Source organism: Cupriavidus sp. UBA2010 (assembly GCF_002335265.1).
Taxonomy (GTDB): domain Bacteria; phylum Pseudomonadota; class Gammaproteobacteria; order Burkholderiales; family Burkholderiaceae; genus Cupriavidus; species Cupriavidus metallidurans.
The window spans coordinates 1-19,999 of sequence record NZ_DDCI01000019.1 but is presented as its reverse complement, the minus strand read 5'-3'; the positions used below and the strand labels follow the sequence as shown (position 1 = coordinate 19,999).

Genomic DNA, 19,999 nt, shown 5'->3' with positions numbered 1-19,999 from the left:
GAATTCCTCGTTGAACCTTTTTTTTTGCCGCCGCCCGGCAGACATCTGGCGCCCTGCAAGCTCTACCGCAACGCGGCACAATGCGTGAAGTCCTCTCCGCTCGTCCTATTCAGGAATCCACCATGCCAGATTTCGCCATGCAATACCGCCGCCTTGGCGCCAGCAACCTGAACGTCTCGACCCTGTGCCTGGGCACGATGATGTTCGCCGATCAGACCGACGAGGCCGAGGCCGCCCGCATCGTCGCCAGCGCGCGTGAGCACGGTGTCAACTTCATCGACACCGCCGACGTGTATAGCAAGGGGGCCTCCGAGCAGATGGTAGGACGGCTGCTGGCCGGCAGTCGCCACGACTGGGTGCTGGCGACCAAGCTCGGAAACGCGATGGGTAGCGGCCCGAACCAGTCGAACTACTCGCGCACGTGGATCATGCGTTCGGTGGAAGACAGCCTGACCCGTCTGGCCACCGACTACATCGACATCCTGTACCTGCATCGCGATTTCGCTGGCGCCAATCTCGAAGAGCCCGTGCGTGCGATGGGCGACCTGATCCGGGCCGGCAAGATCCGCTACTGGGCCGTGTCGAATTTCCGGGGCTGGCGCATCGCGGAAATCGCCGCGCTGTGCGACCGGCTCGGCGTGCCGCGTCCGGTTGCCTGTCAGCCGTATTACAACCTGCTGAACCGGGTGCCCGAAGTCGAAATCCTGCCCGCCTGCCAGCACTTCGGCCTGGGCGTGGTGCCCTATAGCCCGATCGCGCGTGGTGTCCTGACCGGCAAGTATCTGCCGGGACAAGCACCCGGTGCGGACACGCGCGCCGGCCGTGCGGACAGGCGCATCATGGAAACCGAGTTCCGCGAGGAATCGCTGGTCATCGCGCAGACGCTCAAGACCCATGCCGAGGGTCGTGGACTGACGCCGGGCCAGTTCGCCATCGCGTGGGTGCTTGCCAACCCGATCATCAGCTCGGTGATCGCCGGCCCGCGTACGCTGGTGCAATTCGAGGATTATTTTGGCGCGGTGGCCGCGGCGATCACCCCGGCGGAAGAAGCCATGGTCGACGGCCTGGTGCCGCGCGGACATGCGTCGACGCACGGGTACAACGACCCGGGATACCCGTTTGGCGGACGTCCCGTCGCTGCCGCCTAGCAGCCACTCGTAGCCTCCCGCATCCCCGTCCGGGTGTGATTTCCAAGGTGCCTGTTGCGCCCAGTGCACGAAGGATGACGCCCATGTGCGCCAGCCAACTTCCCTGCGGCAAACCGCTGCGGTTGGGCGTAATATAAAAGCACGCACGGCCGTCAGATGACGGCCGACTTGCGTGAGGCTATGAGCCGGCGACGCCCGCCGAGACGGCTGGCCCGGCGCAACCGGATGCGAAACGTGTCACGTCGTGGCTGGATTCTCGTCGGGATGACGGTCGCCGTATGCGGCGGCACCTACATCGTTGTGAGCCTCGTCGCGAATGAGGTTCGCACCTCGCAATGGCAGGCTCGATACATGAGCAGGCTGGGCCAGTCGTTGACGTATTCCATCGAGCCCGGCCCCAGCGACAGCATCCGCTATCCACACTCCGGTCCCTACGACGAGCGACTCGGCTACGAGCGCCTGGGTGAGTTTGGCGAGCGTCTGCTCAAGCAAGGCTACGTGACCAGTTCCCAGGCGCGCATGTCGCCCGACATGGTGCGACTGATGGACAACGGCATCTTTCCGCCCTATCGCGAGAAGAACCAGGCCGGCCTGCTCGTGCGCGACTGCAACGCGTTGACGCTGTCATTCTCGCGCTACCCGCAGCGCCAATATGACAACTTCGAGTCGATTCCAAAGGTGCTGATCTCCTCTCTGCTCTATGTGGAGAACCAGAACCTGCTCAATCCCGAGTATCCGATGATGAATCCGGCGCTGGATTGGCGCCGGCTGTCGCGCGCGGTACTCGACCAGGGCATCAAGTTCGCTGACCGGCACCACGACACGCCCGGCGGCAGCACACTGGCCACACAGATCGAGAAGTTCCGGCATTCCCCGAAGGGAAAAACGCAGTCGGTCTCCGAGAAGTTCCGGCAGATGGCCTCCGCTTCACTGCGCGCCTACCATGACGGACCCGACACGCAGCGCGTGCGTGAGAACGTCGTGCTGGACTATCTGAATACCGTGCCGCTGTCGGCACGTGTCGGCCACGGCGAGATCAACGGTATCGGCGACGCGCTTTACGTCTGGTATGGCGAGGATTTCAGCGAGTTCAACGCGGCGCTGCAGCAGATGAATCCGCGCGCCCCCACGCCACGTGAAGCGCAGGCTTACAAGCGTGCGCTGTCACTGATCATTTCGCAGCGGCGTCCGTCGTATCACCTGCGGCGCGATGACACGAACCTCGATGCGCTGACAGGCAGCTACCTGCGCCTGCTGGCTGCGAACAACGTCATCACGCCGGAGTTGAGGGACGCGGCGCTGGAGCAGTCGTTGGACAAGGCTCCGCCGCCGCCACGCCCGGAAGCCGAGCCGTGGGTCACGCGCAAGGCCGTCAACCAGGTCAGTAACGATGTCTCGCACATGATCGGCATCAACAGCCGCTATGACCTGGACCGGCTGGACCTGACCGTCGACAGCACCATTAATCGCGAGGCACAGCGCCTGGTTACCGATACGCTGCTGCGGATGCGTGACAAGGGCGTAGCGCACGAGATGGGTCTGTATGGCAAGAATCTGCTGCGCGAAGGCGATGACCCGTCGCGTCTCGTGGCCAGCTTCACGTTGTTCGAGCGCGTTGGCAATGCGAGCGTGGTGCGCGTGCAGACTGACAATGTCGACCAGCCGTTCGACATCAACGCCGGGGCGCGGCTCAACCTTGGGTCGACCGCCAAGCTGCGCACGCTGGTGACGTATCTGGAGATCATCAGCGAACTGCATGATCGCTACGCGGACATGAGCCGCGCCGAATTGACCGCGCTCCAGGTGCCGCGACAGGATGTGTTGACACGCTGGGCGGTCGACTACCTGATCGCCGCGAAATCCCCGGCTGACCGCCGGCTGGCCACGATGCTCGATGCCGCGATGGAGCGCAAGTATTCGGGCAGCGCCGGAGAGGCGTTCTTTACCGGTGGCGGCATGCAGAGCTTCTCGAACTTCGAGAAATGGGAAGGCGAGCACCAGATGACAGTGCGCGTGGGCTTCCAGCATTCGGTCAACCTAGTGTTCGTGCGAATGATGCGGGATATCGTGCGCTTTGAGGTCTACCAGGCGCACCCGGACGCGCGTGATTTGCTCGAGGACCGCTACGCGCCCGGCCGTCGCGCTTATCTCGAACAGTTTGCCGACGAAGAAGGCACGGCGTTCATGACCGCGTTCTACCAGCGTTATCGCGGCAAGGGCAACGACGAGCGGCTCAAGGTGTTGCTCGGCCGGGTCAAGCAGCCGACGCCGCATCTGGCGGCCGTGCGGCTGTCTGTCACGCTACTGAGCGCGCGGCCAAACACCGATTTCGAGACATACGCGCGCACGCTGCGCCAGTGGATGCCGAAGCAGAAGGAGACGCTGTCGGACGAGGACCTGCAGGCGCTGTACGTGAAGTACGGCCACGACAAGTTCAACCTCAACGATCGCGGCTACCTGTCGCGCATCCATCCGCTGGAACTATGGATGGTCGAGTATTTGGGCACGCATCCGGATGCGACGCTGAAGGAGATCCTGAAGGCGAGCGCGCCCGATCGCCAGACTGTCTATGCGTGGTTGTTCAAGACGCGCAGCAAGCTTGGTCAGGATGGCCGCATTCGCACGCTGCTGGAACGCGAGGCCTTTGGGAAGATCGCCACGCGCTGGCAACGGCTGGGCTATCCGTTCGATTCGCTTACGCCGTCCTACGGCACGGCGATCGGCGCATCGGGTGACCGGCCTGCCGCGCTGGCCGAACTGGCGGGGATCATTCTGGCCAACGGGGTGGACGCCCAGCCCTCAACGGTGCGCGCGCTGGCCTTCGCGTCGGACACGCCCTACGCAAGCGCCTACCGGCTGCAACCGGCGCCCGGCAAGCCGCTGATCGTGCCGGAGATCGCCATGCTGGTGCGGCGATCCATGCTCGATGTCGTGCAGAACGGCACCGCCAAGTCCATCAGCGGTGCGTTCGTGCCATTGAATCGGAAGGGGCAGGCGGTGGGGGCGCCATTGATCATTGCCGGCAAGACCGGCACCGGCGACCAACGCTTCCAGACCTATGGCCCGGGTGGCCGCGTGATCTCGTCGCGTTCGGTCAGCCGCTCGGCGACGTTCGTGTTTCTGCTCGGGGATCGCTATTTCGGCACGGTGACGATTCACGTGCGGGAACCCTACGCCGCGCGTTACTCGTTCACCAGCGCATTGTCATTGCGGGTGCTGCGCTCGCTGGCGCCGCAGATCACGGCGATGGTCGCGCCCGGCAGCGACGCGACACTGCTTCGCTGCGAGAACTGAGCGACCCCGGCCGTGCCGGGATCGCCGCGGGGTCTATGGCTCAGGGCTCAGGCTTTGCGCCGGACCATGTCGTAGATCGCCAACAGCACGATGGCGCCAAGCACCGAGGCAATCCAGCCGGCCGGTTGCCCGGGTTGATACATGCCGAGGGCGCGTCCCACGTAACCCGCCGCCACCGACCCCAGGATGCCGAGGATGATCGTCATGATCCAACCCATCTTGTCATCGCCGGGTTTGATCGCTCTTGCAATCAGACCGACGATCAGGCCAACGAACACGGTGCCAAGAAATGCCATCATGATGCGCTCCTGAAAGTGCGAAGGCCGCCGGTGGGCCGGCGGTTACGGCTGGGGAAGCGGACAGGTCCATATCCCCGGGATTGTCGGCCCTGCTGCGCGACTTATCCAACCTTGCGCGCGTTGATCACCGCTTCCGCCACGTTGGCCGGTGCTTCGGCGTAGTGCTTGAACTCCATTGTGAATGTGGCACGGCCCTGGGTCAGCGAACGCAGCGACGTCGAATAGCCGAACATCGTCGCCAGCGGCACTTCGGCGCGCACGATCTTGCCGCCACCGCCGGCGATGTCTTCCATACCATGCACCATGCCGCGTCGCGATGACAAATCGCCCATCACGTTGCCGGTGAATTCCTCGGGTGTTTCCACCTCCACGGCCATCATCGGTTCCAGCAGCACCGGCTTGGCGCGCCGCATCCCTTCCTTGAACGCCATCGAGCCGGCCATGCGGAACGCGTTCTCGTTCGAGTCGACGTCGTGGTACGAGCCGAACACCAGCGTGGCCTTCACGTCGACCACCGGGTAGCCAGCCAGCACCCCCGTTTCCAGTGTTTCGCGGATGCCCTTGTCCACCGCGGGGATGAACTCGCGCGGCACCACGCCACCCTTGATGGCATCGACGAACTCGTAGCCACCGCCCTGCGGCATCGGTTCCACATCGAGCACCACGTGGCCATACTGTCCACGGCCGCCCGACTGCTTGATGAACTTGCCTTCGACGTCGCGGGCCTTGCCCTTGATCGTTTCACGATACGCCACCTGCGGCTTGCCGACCGATGCCTCCACGCCGAACTCGCGCTTCATGCGGTCGACGAGGATTTCCAGATGCAGCTCGCCCATGCCGGAAATGATCGTCTGGCCGGATTCCTCGTCGGTCGCCACGCGGAACGAAGGATCTTCCTGCGCCAGCCGGTTCAGGGCGATGCCCATCTTTTCCTGGTCGGCCTTGGTCTTCGGTTCCACGGCCTGCGAAATCACGGGCTCCGGGAAGCTCATGCGTTCGAGGATGATGACCTTGTCCGGGTCGCACAGCGTGTCGCCCGTGGTGGCTTCCTTGAGCCCCACCGCCGCGGCGATGTCGCCCGCGCGCACTTCCTTGATCTCGTTGCGCACGTTGGCGTGCATCTGCAGGATGCGGCCCAGGCGCTCGCGCTTGCCCTTTACCGGGTTGTAAACCGTGTCGCCGGAGTTGACCACACCGGAATAGACGCGGAAGAAGATCAGCTGACCGACGAACGGGTCGGTCATGATCTTGAACGCCAGCGCGGAAAACGGCTCGTCGTCGCTCGGGTGGCGCTCGGCTTCCTTGTCGTCCTCGGTATGCCCCAGGATGGCGGGCACGTCCACCGGGGAGGGCAGGTAGTCGATCACGGCGTCGAGCATTGCCTGCACGCCCTTGTTCTTGAACGCGCTGCCGCAGAGCATCGGCACGATTTCGCCGGCCACCGTGCGCTTGCGCAGGCCGGTCTTGATCTCTTCCTCGGACAGCGGCTCGCCGCTCAGGTAACGCTCGAGCAGCTCCTCGCTGGCTTCGGCCGCGGCCTCAACCATCTTGTCGTGCCATTCCTTCGCGGTGGCAATGAGTTCGGGCGGGATATCGGTGTATTCGAACCGGACGCCCTGGCTGTCGTCGTCCCAGACGATCGCGCGCATCTTGACCAGATCGACCACACCCTTGAAGTGGTCCTCGGCGCCAACGGGGATCTGGATCGGCACGGCATTGCCCTTGAGGCGGTCGGCAATCTGCGTGCGCACGCGGAAGAAGTCCGCGCCCACGCGATCCATCTTGTTGACGAACGCGATGCGCGGCACGCTGTACTTGTTGGCCTGACGCCAGACGGTTTCCGATTGCGGCTGCACGCCGCCCACGGCGTCATAGACCATGCAGGCGCCATCAAGCACGCGCATCGAGCGTTCCACCTCGATGGTGAAGTCCACGTGTCCGGGCGTGTCGATGATGTTGATGCGGTGTTCCGGATAGTTGTTGGCCATGCCTTTCCAGAACGCCGTGGTGGCGGCGGACGTGATGGTGATGCCGCGCTCCTGCTCCTGCTCCATCCAGTCCATGGTGGCCGCGCCGTCGTGCACCTCGCCCAGCTTGTGGTTCACGCCGGTGTAGAAGAGGATGCGCTCCGTCGTCGTCGTCTTGCCAGCGTCGATGTGCGCACTGATGCCGATATTTCGGTAGCGTTCGATGGGGGTCTTGCGGGGCACGGTGTTTCTCCTGGTTAGGGCACCACGGGCAACTAGCGTAGCACTTCCGGGCCAATTCCGTATGTCCCCGCTTCACACAAGGGCAAGCCGACCATGTACCGGATCAGGGCCAGCTTTCGCGTGCGTACAGCCCTGCCTTGGCACGGGCGACGGCGGCTTGTTCGGCGGCGCCTGTATCGGTATAGAACGGCGGATCGGCCAGCGGCAAACCGTTTTCGCGCGCCGCATCGACCAGGATCTGCAGGTACTCGGTCATGTGCGACGCCGTGAAGTCATTGGTATCGTGGAAAGCAACGATCACCGGCACCACGCCGTTCACCGGTTCGAGCCGGTGCGTGGCCATGGCGCGGCCGACCCGTTCGAGCTCGCTGACCATGTGCGAGCGCCGGCGCAGGCTGATATGCCAGCCGTAGATCTTGCCGTCGCGCGCGTTGGCGTCGGCCATCAGCATGTCCAGACCGAGCTGGTGATAGACGGCCTCGGTGGCGTCGTTATGGGCCCAGTCGGGCGGCCGCACCACGGGGGCGACGTGGCCGCACTGCGCGACGATGTCGGCCTCACCAGAGCGCAGCGAGTCGGCGAGCTTTTCCGGCGTCAGGCGGGTGTGTGGGACGTGCCCTTCGGGGAGGCCGCTGTGCACGGCCAGCAGGTGGCCTGCCGCACAGGTGTCGCGCATCTGCGCCTGCCCCTCCGGGCTGCCGCCACGGCGCCGGTGCGCGGTCTGGACGAAGAAGACGGCCTTGATGCCGGGCGCAATCGGATTGTCGGCCAACTGGCGCAGGATCACGGGCGTGCTGCCGTCGGGGCCGCTATCGGGCCCGTCGTCGAACGTTAGCAGGAAGCGCACGGGCGCGAGCGCCTGGGCGGCGTCCGGGGCCTTGGTCAGCGCTGCCGGCTGGTCGGCGTCCGCCGCCGTGACGGTTCCCTCCGCTAGTGCGGGGGGCGTGACCAGTGCGGCGATCACGGTGACCGTGGCGATTGCGGCGAGCGTCAGGCGATGCATCGGTAGGACGGATGAAGGCACGTGGAGCGAACGAAATCTAAGGTGTGGCAAGGGATCTCAGGATACGTGGCAGCCAGCCGGTAGCGGCTGGCCCGCGCGACGGTGCACCTTATCACCCCGGCATGACCGCGCGGACGCGCAGTTGTAAGTAACTGTCAATGTGATCTTTTCGTATCACATCAGTGGATGGCGCAGTGTCGACGCATCAGGGCGCCAGGTACTTCCAGGCGACCAGGATCACGACCAACGTGACGATGATGCCGGTGAATGCCACGAGTTCGGCGTCGACGAAACTTTCCGCTCCCCGCCATGGGCCCGGATGGCGCCCCAGTGTGACCATCTTGATGAAGCTCCAGCCGATGGCATAGAACAGGCCGTAAAAAACGAGTTCGACGCAGAGCCAGCCAATGATGCCGACAACCAGATCCATACCGACCTTTCCCGTTCCCGCGTTCGTGTTTTCGACGCCGCGTCGACAGCGATCACGGCGGGCACCTAGAATGCTCGTGTCATCCTCGTCCAACGCATCCCGACATCAACGGTCACTATGCCGTCTATCCTCACCAAAGCCCGGCTGTTGGGACTGGCGGCCTGTTTGCTGCCAGCCGTTCTCCACTGCGTGCCGTTACGCGCGCAGACGGTGGAGCCGGGGGTTGTATTCTCAACGGCTCGGCCCGGCAGCGGGTTGCCGAGCGGATGGCAGAACAGGCCGGTCTTGCCCGGAAAAAAGATGACCGGCTATGTGCTGGTGGCGGACCAAGGTACCACGGTGCTCGAAGCCGATGCCAGCGGCTCGGCATCGGGGTTGGTACACGAAGGCGACTTCGATCTGAACAAGACCCCGGTCGTCTCGTGGCGCTGGAAGGTGGCCGCGCCGATCCAGAATGCCGACAATCGCGTGGCCGACCGCGAGGACTCGCCCGCACGGCTCGTGTTCTTCTTCGGCGGTCAGGTCGACAGCCTGTCGATTGGCGATCGCGCCGAGATGTTCGCGGCCCATGCCCTGGGCGAGAGTCTGCCTTACGCCACGCTGATGTATATCTGGTCCAACAGCGCCGCGCCCGGTACCGTCATCGAGAATCCCCATTCCAGCCGGGTGCAGATGATCGTGGTCGGTAACGAGGTGGGCAAATGGCAGAGCCTGCGCCGCAATGTCGTCGCTGATTTCGAGAAAGTCTTTCATGAGAAGCCCGGCAAGCTGACCGGCTACGGCATCCTGACCGATACCGACAACACGGGCGGCGTTGCACGCGCCTGGTACGGCGATATCAGGTTCTCGCCGCAGAACTAGCGGGGCCTATTGCCCGGGCGCCGTCGAGCGCGCGATGGCGTTCCGGATCGCCGTCTTCACGGTTTCGGTCAGGCCGGTAGCATCGTCGATACCCGACGCCTCGCGCACGCTGACCACCTTGGCTGGATCGTAATGGCGGCCGCTATGGATGGCCGCTTCGAACGCATTGGCGCGGGCGTTGATGTCGACCGGGTCCGCGTCCACGAGCAGGATGGCATGGGCCAGCACCAGGTGCCGCTGACCATCGGGTGTCTGCACCGCGCTTGGGGCGCGGCGCCAGTACTGCGCTGTGCCTGCGATCTTGCGGGCGCTATCGCCGGGGCCCCATGCCAGGTTGAAGCGGCCGTCACAGAACGAACCTTCCACGGCCTGCCAATGGGTTTCCACGCCGACCTCGCGCAGCCCTTGGGCGATGACTTCGCACAGATGGAGGTAGACCGGTTCCATCCACGTCGCCACGCCCCGGGGTACAGCGTAGGCCAGGCTGACATTGAGGATGCCCGGACCCTGCGGCACCAGCCCGCCACCGGACATGCGCAGCCAGACCGGGCAACCCTGGGCCGCGAACTGGGCCCGTGCCTCCTCGATACCCGGCTGGCGCAGGTAGCTGCGCGGGATGACCAGCGAGAGCGGCGCCTCCCAGAGTTGCGCCACCGGGCCGGTGCTGATCGCGTGTTCCAGCAGGGCCAGCTCACCCTGCAGCGGATCGGTCTCGGTTGGATCAGATTCGACAAAGGTGAACGTCATGGCAGCTAGGCGTCGGGCGCTCGCGTGGCGGATAACGCATTCTCCACGCAGGCGGTGTGTGGCGCCAGTGGCGTGACCCCCGACCAGGGGCGGACTAAGGGTTTTGCCGCGGTGTGCCGATATTCATGAGGTCTCAGGTAACCCCCTGCCGGATCATGAATCGACTTACCCTCAATACCAAACTCTGGGCGGCGCTTGCCGTCATGTGGTTGCTGCTGCTTGCGCTCGGTACATGGAATGCCTTCCACGCGCGGTCCGTGATGATGGCCGAGCGGCGCGACGCGCTGCAATCGCTCGTGGCCACCGGCGAGGGCATCGTCAAGCTATACGCTGAACGCGCCGCCAAGGGCGTGATGTCGAAAGAGGACGCCCAGGCCGCCGCCAAGGACGCGCTGCGCGCGATGCGCTTCGGCCAGAACGGCTACCTGTTCATCGTCGATTCCAAGCCGCAGGTGGTGCTGAACCCGGGCCTGCCGCAGACCGAAGGCAATATGGTCGGCGACTTCAAGGACCCCGACGGGGTGTACGTCTACCGCGCGATCATCGAAGGCGCGCGCCGCACCACCGGCGAGGACGCCGGCTTTTCCACCTACCGGGGCCGCCTGCCCGGCACCGAAACGCCAAAGCGCAAGCTGACCTACGGGCGCTACGTGGCGGACTGGGACTGGTTCGTCGCCACGGGCGTGTTCCTGGTCGACATCGAGGATGCCTTCCGCGCCAACCTGATCAACGCGATTGTCAGCACCTTGCTGATCGGAGCGCTGATTGCTGCCGTGATGGGCATGATCATGCGGACGGTCAAGCGCAGTCTTGGTGGCGAGCCGGCCTACGCCGTGGAATCGGTGACGCGTATCGCGGGCGGCGACCTGACCGTGCCGCTGCAGGTGCGCGGTGACGACGATCGCAGCGTGCTGGCCGCCATGCAGCAGATGCAGGAGCGACTTGCCGTAACGCTGGGCGATATCCGCGGCGCGGCCGGCGCCATCGCCAGCGCCACGCATCAGATCTCGGCTGGCAACAACGATCTGTCGCAACGGACCGAACAGCAGGCCGCCGCGCTCGAGCAGACCGCATCGAGCATGGAGGAGCTGACCGGCATCGTGCGCCAGAACGCCGACAATGCGCGGCAGGCCAGCGCGCTGGCCGTCAACGCATCGGAAATCGCCAATCGTGGCGGCGAGGTGGTCAGCGAAGTGGTGAGCACGATGGGCGAGATCAACCAGGCCTCGCGCAAGATCGTCGACATCATCGGCGTGATCGAGGGCATCGCGTTCCAGACCAATATCCTGGCGCTGAACGCTGCGGTAGAAGCGGCGCGCGCCGGTGAACAAGGACGCGGATTCGCGGTGGTGGCGGGTGAGGTGCGCAGCCTCGCCCAGCGCAGCGCCAATGCGGCGAAGGAGATCAAGACGCTGATCGACAACTCGGTGGCGCAGGTTGACACCGGTTCGACGCTGGTGGCCAAGGCCGGCGCCACAATGCAGGAGGTGGTTGGCGCGGTCAGACGTGTCACCGACATCATGGGCGAGATCAGCGCCGCGTCGGCCGAGCAGAGCACCGGCATCGAGCAGGTGGGCCAGGCCGTGACGCAGATGGACTCCGTCACGCAGCAGAATGCCGCGCTCGTGGAAGAAGCGGCCGCTGCCGCGCAATCGCTGGCCGAGCAGGCACAGTCGATGATGCGTGCGGTGTCGGCGTTCCGCCTGGCAACGGTCTGAACCTGTTGGCCTTCTTGTTATCGACGTCTTCCCGTCATCACGCCGTCTGCGACGACGCGGGCTGTAGCGCGCGCATGGCATCGCCTGCGATCTCGAATGATCGCAGCCGCGCGGCATGGTCGTAGATCTGGCCCGTCAGCATCAGCTCATCCGGCCGCAGATCGTCCACGAAACGCTGGATGCCCTCGCGTACCGTTGCCGGGTCTCCCACGACCGAGCAGGAGAGGGAGCGGCGGATATGCTCCGCTTCGCTGGTGTCCCACAGACGCTCGATATCGTCGACCGGCGGCTTGAGTTGTCCCGGCGTGCCGCGAACCAGCGCCAGAAACTGCTGCTGCAGCGAACTGAACAGGCGGCGCGCCTCGGCGTCGGTCTCGGCGGCGAACACGTTGAGGCCCAGCATCACGTGCGGACGATCGAGTTGCTCCGACGGGCGGAAGGTGCGGCGATACAGGTCTACCGCCTGCCGCATGAAGCCCGGGGCAAAGTGCGAAGCAAACGCGAAAGGCAGGCCCATCGCCGCCGCTAGCTGCGCGCCGAACAGGCTGGAACCGAGGAGCCACAGCGGCACCTTGAGCCCCGCGCCCGGCACGGCGCGCACGCGCTGGCCGGGTCGCACCTCATCAAAGTACGCCTGCAGTTCTTCCACATCCTGCGGGAACGAATCGGCCGAGTCGTGGCTCAGGGTTCGGCGCAGCGCGCGTGCCGTGGCCTGGTCGGTGCCGGGCGCGCGGCCGAGCCCGAGGTCGATCCGGCCCGGATAGAGCGAGGCCAGCGTGCCGAACTGTTCGGCTACCACCAGCGGGGAATGGTTGGGCAGCATGATGCCGCCGGAGCCGACCCGGATCGTCGAGGTGCCGTTGGCGACGTACCCGATCAGCACCGCCGTGGCGGCACTGGCAATGCCCGGCATGTTGTGGTGTTCGGCCAGCCAGAAGCGCCGATAGCCAAGACGTTCCGCGTGCTGCGCCAGGCTCAGCGTGTTGCGCATGGCCTGGGTGGCGTCGCTGCCTTCGATGATGGGCGAGAGGTCGAGCAGGGAATAGGGAATCATGGGGGAGAACTTGCATGCCTCGCGCGACGCATGCCACGCGAGGTCTCGAATCAGGGACGGGCTATGGTAGTCACACCGGCCAGATCGTGCTGGCGGCGGCAAAGTAGCCATGACGGCCGTGGGGCCACCGTTACACCCGGCCGAATCACACGTGGCCGAACAACCGCGACGCGACGGCACTGCTGGCAATGCGCCGACCAATGGCCACGCCGAGCGCGCGATAGCTTTCCCACTGCGCTTCATCGAAGAACTGGTCGGCCGTGCCTTCCTGCGGGAATGCCGGGTGCATTGCGCCATACTGCCGCACGTCCGCCGGTGCTGATGGCGTCAGGCGAGGCTTGAGCAGCACGATGCGCGTGATCGGCGCGCTGTCGGGTGCCCCCGCCTGGCCAGCGATATGGACGTTGAGCAGGATGGCAACCTTGTCGCGGGACTCGGGTGGGGCATTGGCGGTGAAGTCGTCTGGCGTGCCGAATACCGGGCCCAGAACGGCGTCGTCCGGCGCCGCCTGATCGACAACGATCTCAAGCCCGAAGTCGATGCGCGCCAGCCGGATCAGGTTGGCAAGATCGCCAAAGCGGTAATCCCCGTCGCAACCGCAGTCACAGACGACGATCAGGCCGACACGGCGCTCGGGGCGTAGCAGTTCGTAGATGGCCGTGTTCTCGAAGTGCCCGCCGTCCGACAGATACTGCCAGCGTCGTCGCGTGCCGTGGAAGCGCGCGGCCAGTTCGCGCGCAAGGTAGTACTGCGTGCGGAACAGGCCGGTGATCACGCCCAGCGCCGGATGCAGTCGCTGTTCGATATCGGGGCGGCGCATGGCCGACGGCACTGCGCACGATCCGCCTTCGGCCATGTTCGACGGCCACCAGATCCCCAGCCGCAGATTGGCCAGCCCGAGCAGTAGCGACGTGCCCAGCGTCGTGGCGCGCCCGAGGCCCGTGGAGATCGCGGCGCCAGAGATCGCGATCCAGTCGCCGACGGTACGCGCCTGCGCCATCTCGATCGAACGTGTGGCGGCGCCGGCAGGCTGCTGCGATTTCGCGCAGCAGAGTTGCCCGTCGACCGTGAAGCGCACGTAGGCGTCGGCGGGAAGCTGCTGGGCATTGCCCGGTTGCACCAGCGCGGGTCCGGGGCCGATGCAGAGCGGCTTGCCCTTGCGGTCGCGTTGAACGAGCTGCTCCGCGGGGTCCACCGTCTGGTTCATCGTCACGTTGATCAGGTGCAGCGGGGCCAGAACGCGGGGATCGTAGTAGTCGTTGAGGCTGAGCGCGTCATCCGGCGCGGGCTCGGCCACGCTGAAGCGCTGGCGTTCCGCGCGGTCCGTCGCGGGGGTGCTGAATCGATTGCCGTTGGACGCACCGAGGTAAGCCCGCGTCAGGCGGGCCGCGTAGAACGACTGCAGCGTGGACAGGTTCAGGAAGCCCGCGAAGCGTCCCACCACGATCGCCATGCACAATGCCAGCAACGTCAGCGTGGCGAGCGCGGCTGTGGTCCACGCCTTGCCGAACACATGCCAGTCGACGGGCTCGCCGCCGTCCCAGCGCACCCAGAGCACGATCCACGACCACAGCACGAAGACGAGCAGCGCGACCAGTGCGGCGACCAATCCCGCGAGCAGCGACACGGGCAGCCGGGATAGCAGCGAGCGCCAGACCGAATCCGTGGCGCCCTGCTTGCCGTCGTCGAATAGCGTCGCCCCGTAGCGGACCAGCCACACCAGGCCGCCGAGCGCGCCGGCCGGGCCGATCGCGGCCCATGGGTGCGCGGCCATGAAGCTGTAGAGGTAGCACGTGCGGGCGACGGTGTCGGCCAGGCCCAGCGCGGCCAGCATCGCCGTGAACCCCATCGCGCCACGCAGTACCCGCGTGGCGCGCACGCGGTAGTTGGTGACCGTGCGCGGCGCGGGCATCAGCATGACCAGGCAGGCGGCCACGCCGAGCCATGCCAGCAGGCCGATCACGAAACAGGCATAGGCAACGCGCATGTTCGGTTCAATTGCCTGGAACCATAGCGATGCCGCAAGGAACAGCGCGCCGAGCAGCATCGTGAGCAGGACGGCGCCGTTGAGCGCGCGCACCGGCTGCTGTGGATTGTCGGATGTGGGATAGACGAGCCAGTACGCGATGCCGGGCGGCAGCACGAACAGCACGGTGGATACCACCGGCATCCAGAGGTAGGAACTCCACCAGATTCCCAGATCGCCGTCGTTGATGGCCTGGCGTGCGTCATGCAGGAGGTCCATCTCACTCTGCCACAAGCCGGGCCAGGTCCTGGTGGCCTTGTGCAGGCCCAATGCCAACGCGGCCAGCAGTACCAGCAACGCACTGCCGATGACGTATTGCATCGCCATCCAGTTGCGGACGATGACTGCCGCCGCGTACAGGTTGTCGCCAGCACCGGTCGGGGTGAGATAGCGGCCGTTCTCGCGTAGCCATGCCACGGCGGCCCGGCCCGGGGCGTCGCTGTAGACATCTCCCGTGCGGATACGGCCCGGTGGCTCGTACTGCAGTGTGCGATAGGCGTCCTGCGCGGCCTGAAGCGGACTGGAGCCACGACGCAGGCGGCCCGGTACGAACAGGCTGGTGAAGAACGATCCGATGTAGCCGCCGCCGCTGACCGTGGAAAGGTAGTCGAACTGGGCCAGCAGCGAGCGCGTGCCCGGGGTGTCGGCCGGCGTCGAGCTGGTATTGGGGGTGGCTTCGGGGGTGGCTTCGGGGCTGGCCTCGCGGGTAGCATTGGGGGGGCCATCAGGCGCAGGCGCTTCGGCCAGCGCTTGCATCACGCCCAGGCAGAACGTGGCGCTGCGAATGCCGCCCCCGGAAAGCGCCAGCGCGCGGTTGCGCCCGTCGGTTCCCGCTACCTCGGGAATGTCGAGCGCGCGACGGCGGTGGGCCACGCGCGCGGCTTCCTCTTCCCAACCATGGTCTTCGCCCGGCATGTCACCCTCCGTGCACAAACGGTTTGGGCCAAGTATAGGAAGCGACAGGGGAACCGAAAGGGCCGCGTGGAGCCTCCGGCGCCGGGTCTAGTGCGCGATGATCTGCTGTGGCGCGTCTGGCGTGACGGCTTGCAGGCCCGAAGTGCCTTGCAGCCGCTTCCATTCGTCGAATCCCCCCGCCAGCGCCCAAGTGTTCGGATACCCGGCTGTGCGCAGGCGTTCGGCCAGGACGGCAGCCGACATCTCGTGTGGACATGCGCAATAGACCACGAAGTCGGAACTGGCGTCATGGCCGGACAACGTGTCGAAGGGGCCCTTGATTTCCATCACGATCGAGCCGGGAATGCGCTCGATGGGGGCGACGCCATGGGCGCGCACATCGATGACGACGACCGGCTTGTCTCCCGCCGCCCGGCGCTGCTCGAATTCCATGACCGTCATGCGCGGAATCAGGCCGGACCGGCGCAGCAGGCGCCAGCGCATCCAGAATCGCCAGGCGATGAACAGCGCGAAGGCGCCGAGCACCACCATGAGAGCGATGTGGCCGAAGGCGCTGAAGGCGGCCAGGATCGTATCGACGAAATCGCTGAAGACCATGCCGGCGACCAGTGCGGCGCCGGCCCATACCAGCGCGCCGAGCGCGTCATAGAAGATGAATGTCAGGAACGGCGTGGCGGTCATGCCGGCCATCGACGTGGAGAGCGCGCCGGCGCCAGGCAGCAGTTTGGCGAAGATCAGCGAACGGGGGCCCACGCGCAGGTATAGCGACTGGGTTTGCCGGATGCAGGTGTCCGGTGAGATCGAGACGCGGCAGATCGTGCGCAGCATTGGCTGGCCCAGCCGCTTTCCGGCGAAGTACCAGGCGGTGTCGGCGATCAGACAGGCGGCAATCACGGCGAACAGTACCGTGCCGATCGAGGGGCCGTTCGGTTGCATCGACAACGCACCCGCCACGAACAGCATGGGGTAGGCAGGAATCGGCAGCCCGGCCTGTTCGGCCAGCACATTGAGAAACACGAGCATCAGCCCGTGACCATCGAGCAAGCTCTGTAAATCACCCACGACAAGGTCTCCCGCCTGAACTGTTGAAGCTCCCGGCGGCAGACAAGACTTTGGGGCGCGGCCGGAGCAGGCTCACAGTTTGCCAGCGGACCGGGACGCTTGCACGCGTGTCTGATGGACGGCTTGATCAAATTCCTTGAACGTTGTCGCCGCCCGGCGCGGAGCGCCTGTTACTGCGCAGATCGCGCAATCGGTCGTTGAATTCGGTGACGATGGCGACATAGCGTGGCAGCAGCGCGTTTACGACGGCGGCCTTGCGATACTTCGCCGCCGACTCGATGGACTTGCCGGCCGCGACCAGCGTCGGACATCGGGCCAGCGCCGCACTGCCCTTGAGGCGATGAATGCTCCGATGCACGCCAGCCCAGTCACGCAGCTTGGCGGCTCGACGCAGATCGGTGAGATCGCCGTGGTTGGCGTCGATCAGGCGGGTCAGTAGCAGGTGGTACACGGTGGGGTCCTCGCGCGCGGCGCTTGCCAGCGCCGGGCCGAACGCCTGGCATTCCTCGGTGGTCAGCACGGAGGGGGTGCCGGAGGACGTCATGGAATCAGCCGGCAGCGTCGGGCAAAGTCGATCAGGTCCACCAGTGAATCCGCGGCCAGCTTCTTCATCACGCGGGTCTTGTAGCTGCTGACCGTCTTGTTGCTGATGAACAGCGCCTTGCCGATGGCCTTGTTGCTCATGCCACGGGTCAGCATCCGCAGGATTTCCACTTCCTTGTCCGTCAGCTTGCTCAGTCCTTCGCTGTCGCCGACGACGCGGCTTTCCCGCGGGTTGTCGCGAGGGTTGTTGTTGGGGAATACGGTGAAGCCCCCAAGCACGCTCTCGACGCATCGGAGGATGGCGTCCATGTTTTGCGTCTTGCTCACAAAGCCTTGTGCGCCGGCGTGATAGGCGCGTGCTGCGAACGGGATGGGATCCTGGGCGGAAAGAACCAGAATGCGGACGGCGGGGTGGAGGGCACGTATGCGTGGCACGGCATCCAGGCCGCTCATGCGGGGAATGTCGAGATCCAGCAGGACAAGGTCTGGCCTGTGCTGCCGGACCAGGTTGAGCGCGCCTTGCCCGTTATCGGCCTCCAGAAGGGTTGTCACGCCCAGAAGCTGTGAAAGCTGGGTACGCAGCGCCAGCCGTAGCGCGGGGTGGTCGTCGACGATAAGAATGCTTGCCATGCCTTGCTGCCTTGGTGGTAGCCCGACCATTCAGTGGGGCGGTCACTACATGACGGGGCAGTATAGGGAGGCGTTAGTGCTCCGGTAATGCGACGATTCCGCAGTTCGTGTAGGAATTTTCCATGGAAGGTGTCGGATTTGCGACTGGCCGATGCGGGCAGTCCGGCGGCACAAAAAAATTGCGGCCCTCCGCACTCAAACGGGGGCCGCCAATCGGGAATGCGAGGAGGTCAGATTCCTCAAGAGGGAATATCGGCGTGGGACGCGTGGGTTGATCCCTACCGACGTGGGGTCTGGGTCACTTTGGCTGCAGGGTCAGGCGGTGAGCCGGCGAGGCTGTGCTGAAGATATCGATTCGGCACGCAGCCGTTCCACGCCAGCTTCCATTTCCCGATGGGCGGCATCGAGCCAGGCGATGCGATGCCGGACCGGATCGTTGGGGGAAAGATCGGCTTCCCCGACCTCGCGCAGGAAGTAGCGCACCATGCTACCGGCCCGCGTGGGGACGGGCATCATGCCCAGCAGCTGTTGCTGGCAGAGCAGCCCCGCTCGGACGGCGTGTTCGAGCCCGGACCATGCCGTGCGACCGAGTCCGATGTAGAGGGCGTCCCGGGGGTATTGCGGGAGCCGGCCCAGAAACTCCTGCTGGAACACGTCACGCAGCATCGGTGTGTCGAGCAGTTCATCCAGCGGACCGTCGAAAGTCAGCCCGCGGCGCGTCGTGGCGTGGGGCAGCAACGCCAGCGGCTGTATCGAATCGAAGCCCTCCTCGTCCCACAGGGACGTGGCATCTGGCTGGCTGATCAGTGCCGGCACGCGAAAGTGGTCGAGCATTCGTATGAGGTTAGGGCGCACCATCCGCCCGCCCAGTTCCACGCGGCGCTTGTTCTCGCGCTGGATCCGTGGTCCTGGTGCTTGGGTTTGCAGCAGTTCCTCTGTGACGGTTGCCGCAAGCCGGACATGCGTATGCCCGGGCGTGGTACTGACGATTACGAGGCGCGCACTGCTGTTCCAGTGCTCGTACGGCACGTACTGCATCGCGTAGATGTTGTCCTGGCCGATGACGACGGGTTTCTCCGCAAGACCTCGCGCGCCGCCCCGCCGGATGCGCGCGCAATACTCTTCAATGTAATTCGCCAAGGTGTCCCCGCTCCTGATGCATTCCTTGCTTCGCACTGCCAATGTTCTTTTTTGGCTTCATGGTAAGCCGATGCCCCGGGCCGACAAAGCGGTGGGGTGGCGCCTACGACCTGTAGCAACACTGGCTGCGTGGGGCAGCGCACAAAGCGAGCGAACACGCCCAACTACGGTGCAAGATCAGTGGACGACAAGTGCGTGTCGCGCTGCCAGGCAACGTTGCGGATCTAGTAGGGCAGGGTGATGACGAAGGGGAAGAATGGCTGGATAGCGAAAAAGGCCGGACACGGGAAGTGTCCGGGAACCCATTTGCTGACTCGGGCGTGTCTGAACCCGAGGATATGAATGATAACGATTATCATTCATAAAATCAAGACGTCGGAGATGTGTCAGCCTGCGAGCGTGGTGTCGATCGAGATCTGGGAGGCGAGCACCTTGTGAACCGGACACTTGTTGGCGACGCGCAGCAGATCCTCCCGAGCCTTCTCATCGAGATTGCCCAGGAGTTCAAGGCGTCGCACCAGTTTGTAGGTGCCGGGCGCCTCTTCATGCGAAACCGTTACGCGAACTTCCTGCAGGTCGTAGTTCCTCCGCTTTGCGTAGATCTGCAGGGTGAGGGTCGTGCAGGCAGCCAGGGCGGAATCCAATAGGTCATGAGGATTGGGAAGGGCCGCAGCGCCAGCCGGTGCGTCGAGATCTGCCTTCCAATGGGCCGTGCCATTGCTCAGGTCACACACGCTCGAACCGGAGTCTGCCAACCACGTCGCTTCAATAGTCATGGATGCTTCCTTTTGAAAGAGGGCCAGGGGAGGCCGATGCACAGATTCTATACAGGGTTGATCGCGCCCCTTGATGTGATGAAAGAAGCCCTTTCATCGTTGCATAAAACTTTTATGACAAAGTGCTTGCCAACCCTGTGGGT

At 65.0% G+C, this 19,999-nt stretch carries 16 protein-coding genes; 4 read left to right on the top strand and 12 right to left on the bottom strand.

Annotated elements, in window-relative coordinates:
* Positions 1–122: 122 nt before the first annotated feature.
* Together B2246_RS14635 and B2246_RS14630 are read left to right on the top strand one after the other, a co-directional pair.
* Positions 123–1,148, top strand: coding sequence for an aldo/keto reductase (locus tag B2246_RS14635; protein ID WP_286880735.1), 1,026 nt, complete (start codon positions 123–125; stop codon positions 1,146–1,148).
* Between the two features lie 225 nt (positions 1,149–1,373).
* Complete coding sequence (locus B2246_RS14630; RefSeq protein WP_286880734.1) at positions 1,374–4,442, top strand: transglycosylase domain-containing protein; 3,069 nt, start codon at positions 1,374–1,376, stop codon at positions 4,440–4,442.
* Positions 4,443–4,489: 47 nt separating this feature from the next.
* Here the strand turns inward: B2246_RS14630 and B2246_RS14625 are convergent, their stop codons facing one another.
* From B2246_RS14625 to B2246_RS14610, 4 genes are all read right to left on the bottom strand, one after another.
* Complete coding sequence (locus tag B2246_RS14625; protein WP_040011011.1) at positions 4,490–4,741, bottom strand: GlsB/YeaQ/YmgE family stress response membrane protein; 252 nt, start codon at positions 4,739–4,741, stop codon at positions 4,490–4,492.
* Between the two features lie 101 nt (positions 4,742–4,842).
* Positions 4,843–6,951 carry an elongation factor G gene (fusA, locus tag B2246_RS14620; protein WP_035883047.1) on the bottom strand — a complete coding sequence of 703 codons (2,109 nt, stop codon included), beginning with the start codon at positions 6,949–6,951 and terminating at the stop codon, positions 4,843–4,845.
* A gap of 103 nt (positions 6,952–7,054) precedes the next feature.
* Positions 7,055–7,954 carry a polysaccharide deacetylase family protein gene (locus tag B2246_RS14615; protein WP_286880733.1) on the bottom strand — a complete coding sequence of 300 codons (900 nt, stop codon included), beginning with the start codon at positions 7,952–7,954 and terminating at the stop codon, positions 7,055–7,057.
* 205 nt (positions 7,955–8,159) lie between these two features.
* Positions 8,160–8,384 carry a hypothetical protein gene (locus tag B2246_RS14610; protein ID WP_035883049.1) on the bottom strand — a complete coding sequence of 75 codons (225 nt, stop codon included), beginning with the start codon at positions 8,382–8,384 and terminating at the stop codon, positions 8,160–8,162.
* Between the two features lie 117 nt (positions 8,385–8,501).
* Here B2246_RS14610 and B2246_RS14605 point away from each other — a divergent pair, with 117 nt between their 5' ends.
* Positions 8,502–9,245 carry a DUF3047 domain-containing protein gene (locus B2246_RS14605; protein WP_080709751.1) on the top strand — a complete coding sequence of 248 codons (744 nt, stop codon included), beginning with the start codon at positions 8,502–8,504 and terminating at the stop codon, positions 9,243–9,245.
* A gap of 6 nt (positions 9,246–9,251) precedes the next feature.
* On the opposite strand, the gene B2246_RS14600 is transcribed toward B2246_RS14605, so the two are convergent.
* Positions 9,252–9,992, bottom strand: a complete 741-nt coding sequence (locus B2246_RS14600; protein ID WP_008645486.1) for a lipoate--protein ligase family protein — start codon at positions 9,990–9,992, stop codon at positions 9,252–9,254.
* A gap of 155 nt (positions 9,993–10,147) precedes the next feature.
* Here B2246_RS14600 and B2246_RS14595 point away from each other — a divergent pair, with 155 nt between their 5' ends.
* A complete protein-coding gene (locus B2246_RS14595; protein WP_035883055.1) occupies positions 10,148–11,710 on the top strand; it encodes a methyl-accepting chemotaxis protein in 1,563 nt (520 codons plus the stop codon).
* A 37-nt stretch (positions 11,711–11,747) separates the two neighbouring features.
* Here B2246_RS14595 and B2246_RS14590 read toward each other — a convergent pair whose 3' ends face one another.
* The 7 genes from B2246_RS14590 to B2246_RS14560 all read right to left on the bottom strand — a co-directional run bounded on the left by B2246_RS14590 (position 11,748) and on the right by B2246_RS14560 (position 19,856).
* The gene (locus B2246_RS14590; RefSeq protein WP_186425836.1) at positions 11,748–12,764 is read right to left on the bottom strand and encodes an LLM class flavin-dependent oxidoreductase; all 1,017 of its coding nucleotides are present in this window, start codon (positions 12,762–12,764) and stop codon (positions 11,748–11,750) included.
* A 145-nt stretch (positions 12,765–12,909) separates the two neighbouring features.
* Positions 12,910–15,705, bottom strand: a complete 2,796-nt coding sequence (locus B2246_RS14585) for a hypothetical protein (RefSeq protein ID WP_286880732.1) — start codon at positions 15,703–15,705, stop codon at positions 12,910–12,912.
* An 87-nt stretch (positions 15,706–15,792) separates the two neighbouring features.
* Positions 15,793–16,767: a DedA family protein/thiosulfate sulfurtransferase GlpE gene (locus B2246_RS14580; protein WP_035883057.1), complete on the bottom strand. Its 975-nt coding sequence runs from the start codon at positions 16,765–16,767 to the stop codon at positions 15,793–15,795.
* Positions 16,768–16,894: 127 nt separating this feature from the next.
* Complete coding sequence (locus tag B2246_RS14575; protein ID WP_008645492.1) at positions 16,895–17,311, bottom strand: Hpt domain-containing protein; 417 nt, start codon at positions 17,309–17,311, stop codon at positions 16,895–16,897.
* Positions 17,308–17,940: a response regulator transcription factor gene (locus B2246_RS14570; RefSeq protein WP_008645493.1), complete on the bottom strand. Its 633-nt coding sequence runs from the start codon at positions 17,938–17,940 to the stop codon at positions 17,308–17,310. The genes B2246_RS14575 and B2246_RS14570 overlap by 4 nt, the downstream gene beginning before the upstream one ends.
* Before the next feature lie 315 nt (positions 17,941–18,255).
* The gene (locus B2246_RS14565; protein WP_286880731.1) at positions 18,256–19,080 is read right to left on the bottom strand and encodes a hypothetical protein; all 825 of its coding nucleotides are present in this window, start codon (positions 19,078–19,080) and stop codon (positions 18,256–18,258) included.
* Between the two features lie 386 nt (positions 19,081–19,466).
* Positions 19,467–19,856 carry an OsmC family protein gene (locus B2246_RS14560; RefSeq protein ID WP_286880730.1) on the bottom strand — a complete coding sequence of 130 codons (390 nt, stop codon included), beginning with the start codon at positions 19,854–19,856 and terminating at the stop codon, positions 19,467–19,469.
* Positions 19,857–19,999 lie beyond the last annotated feature (143 nt).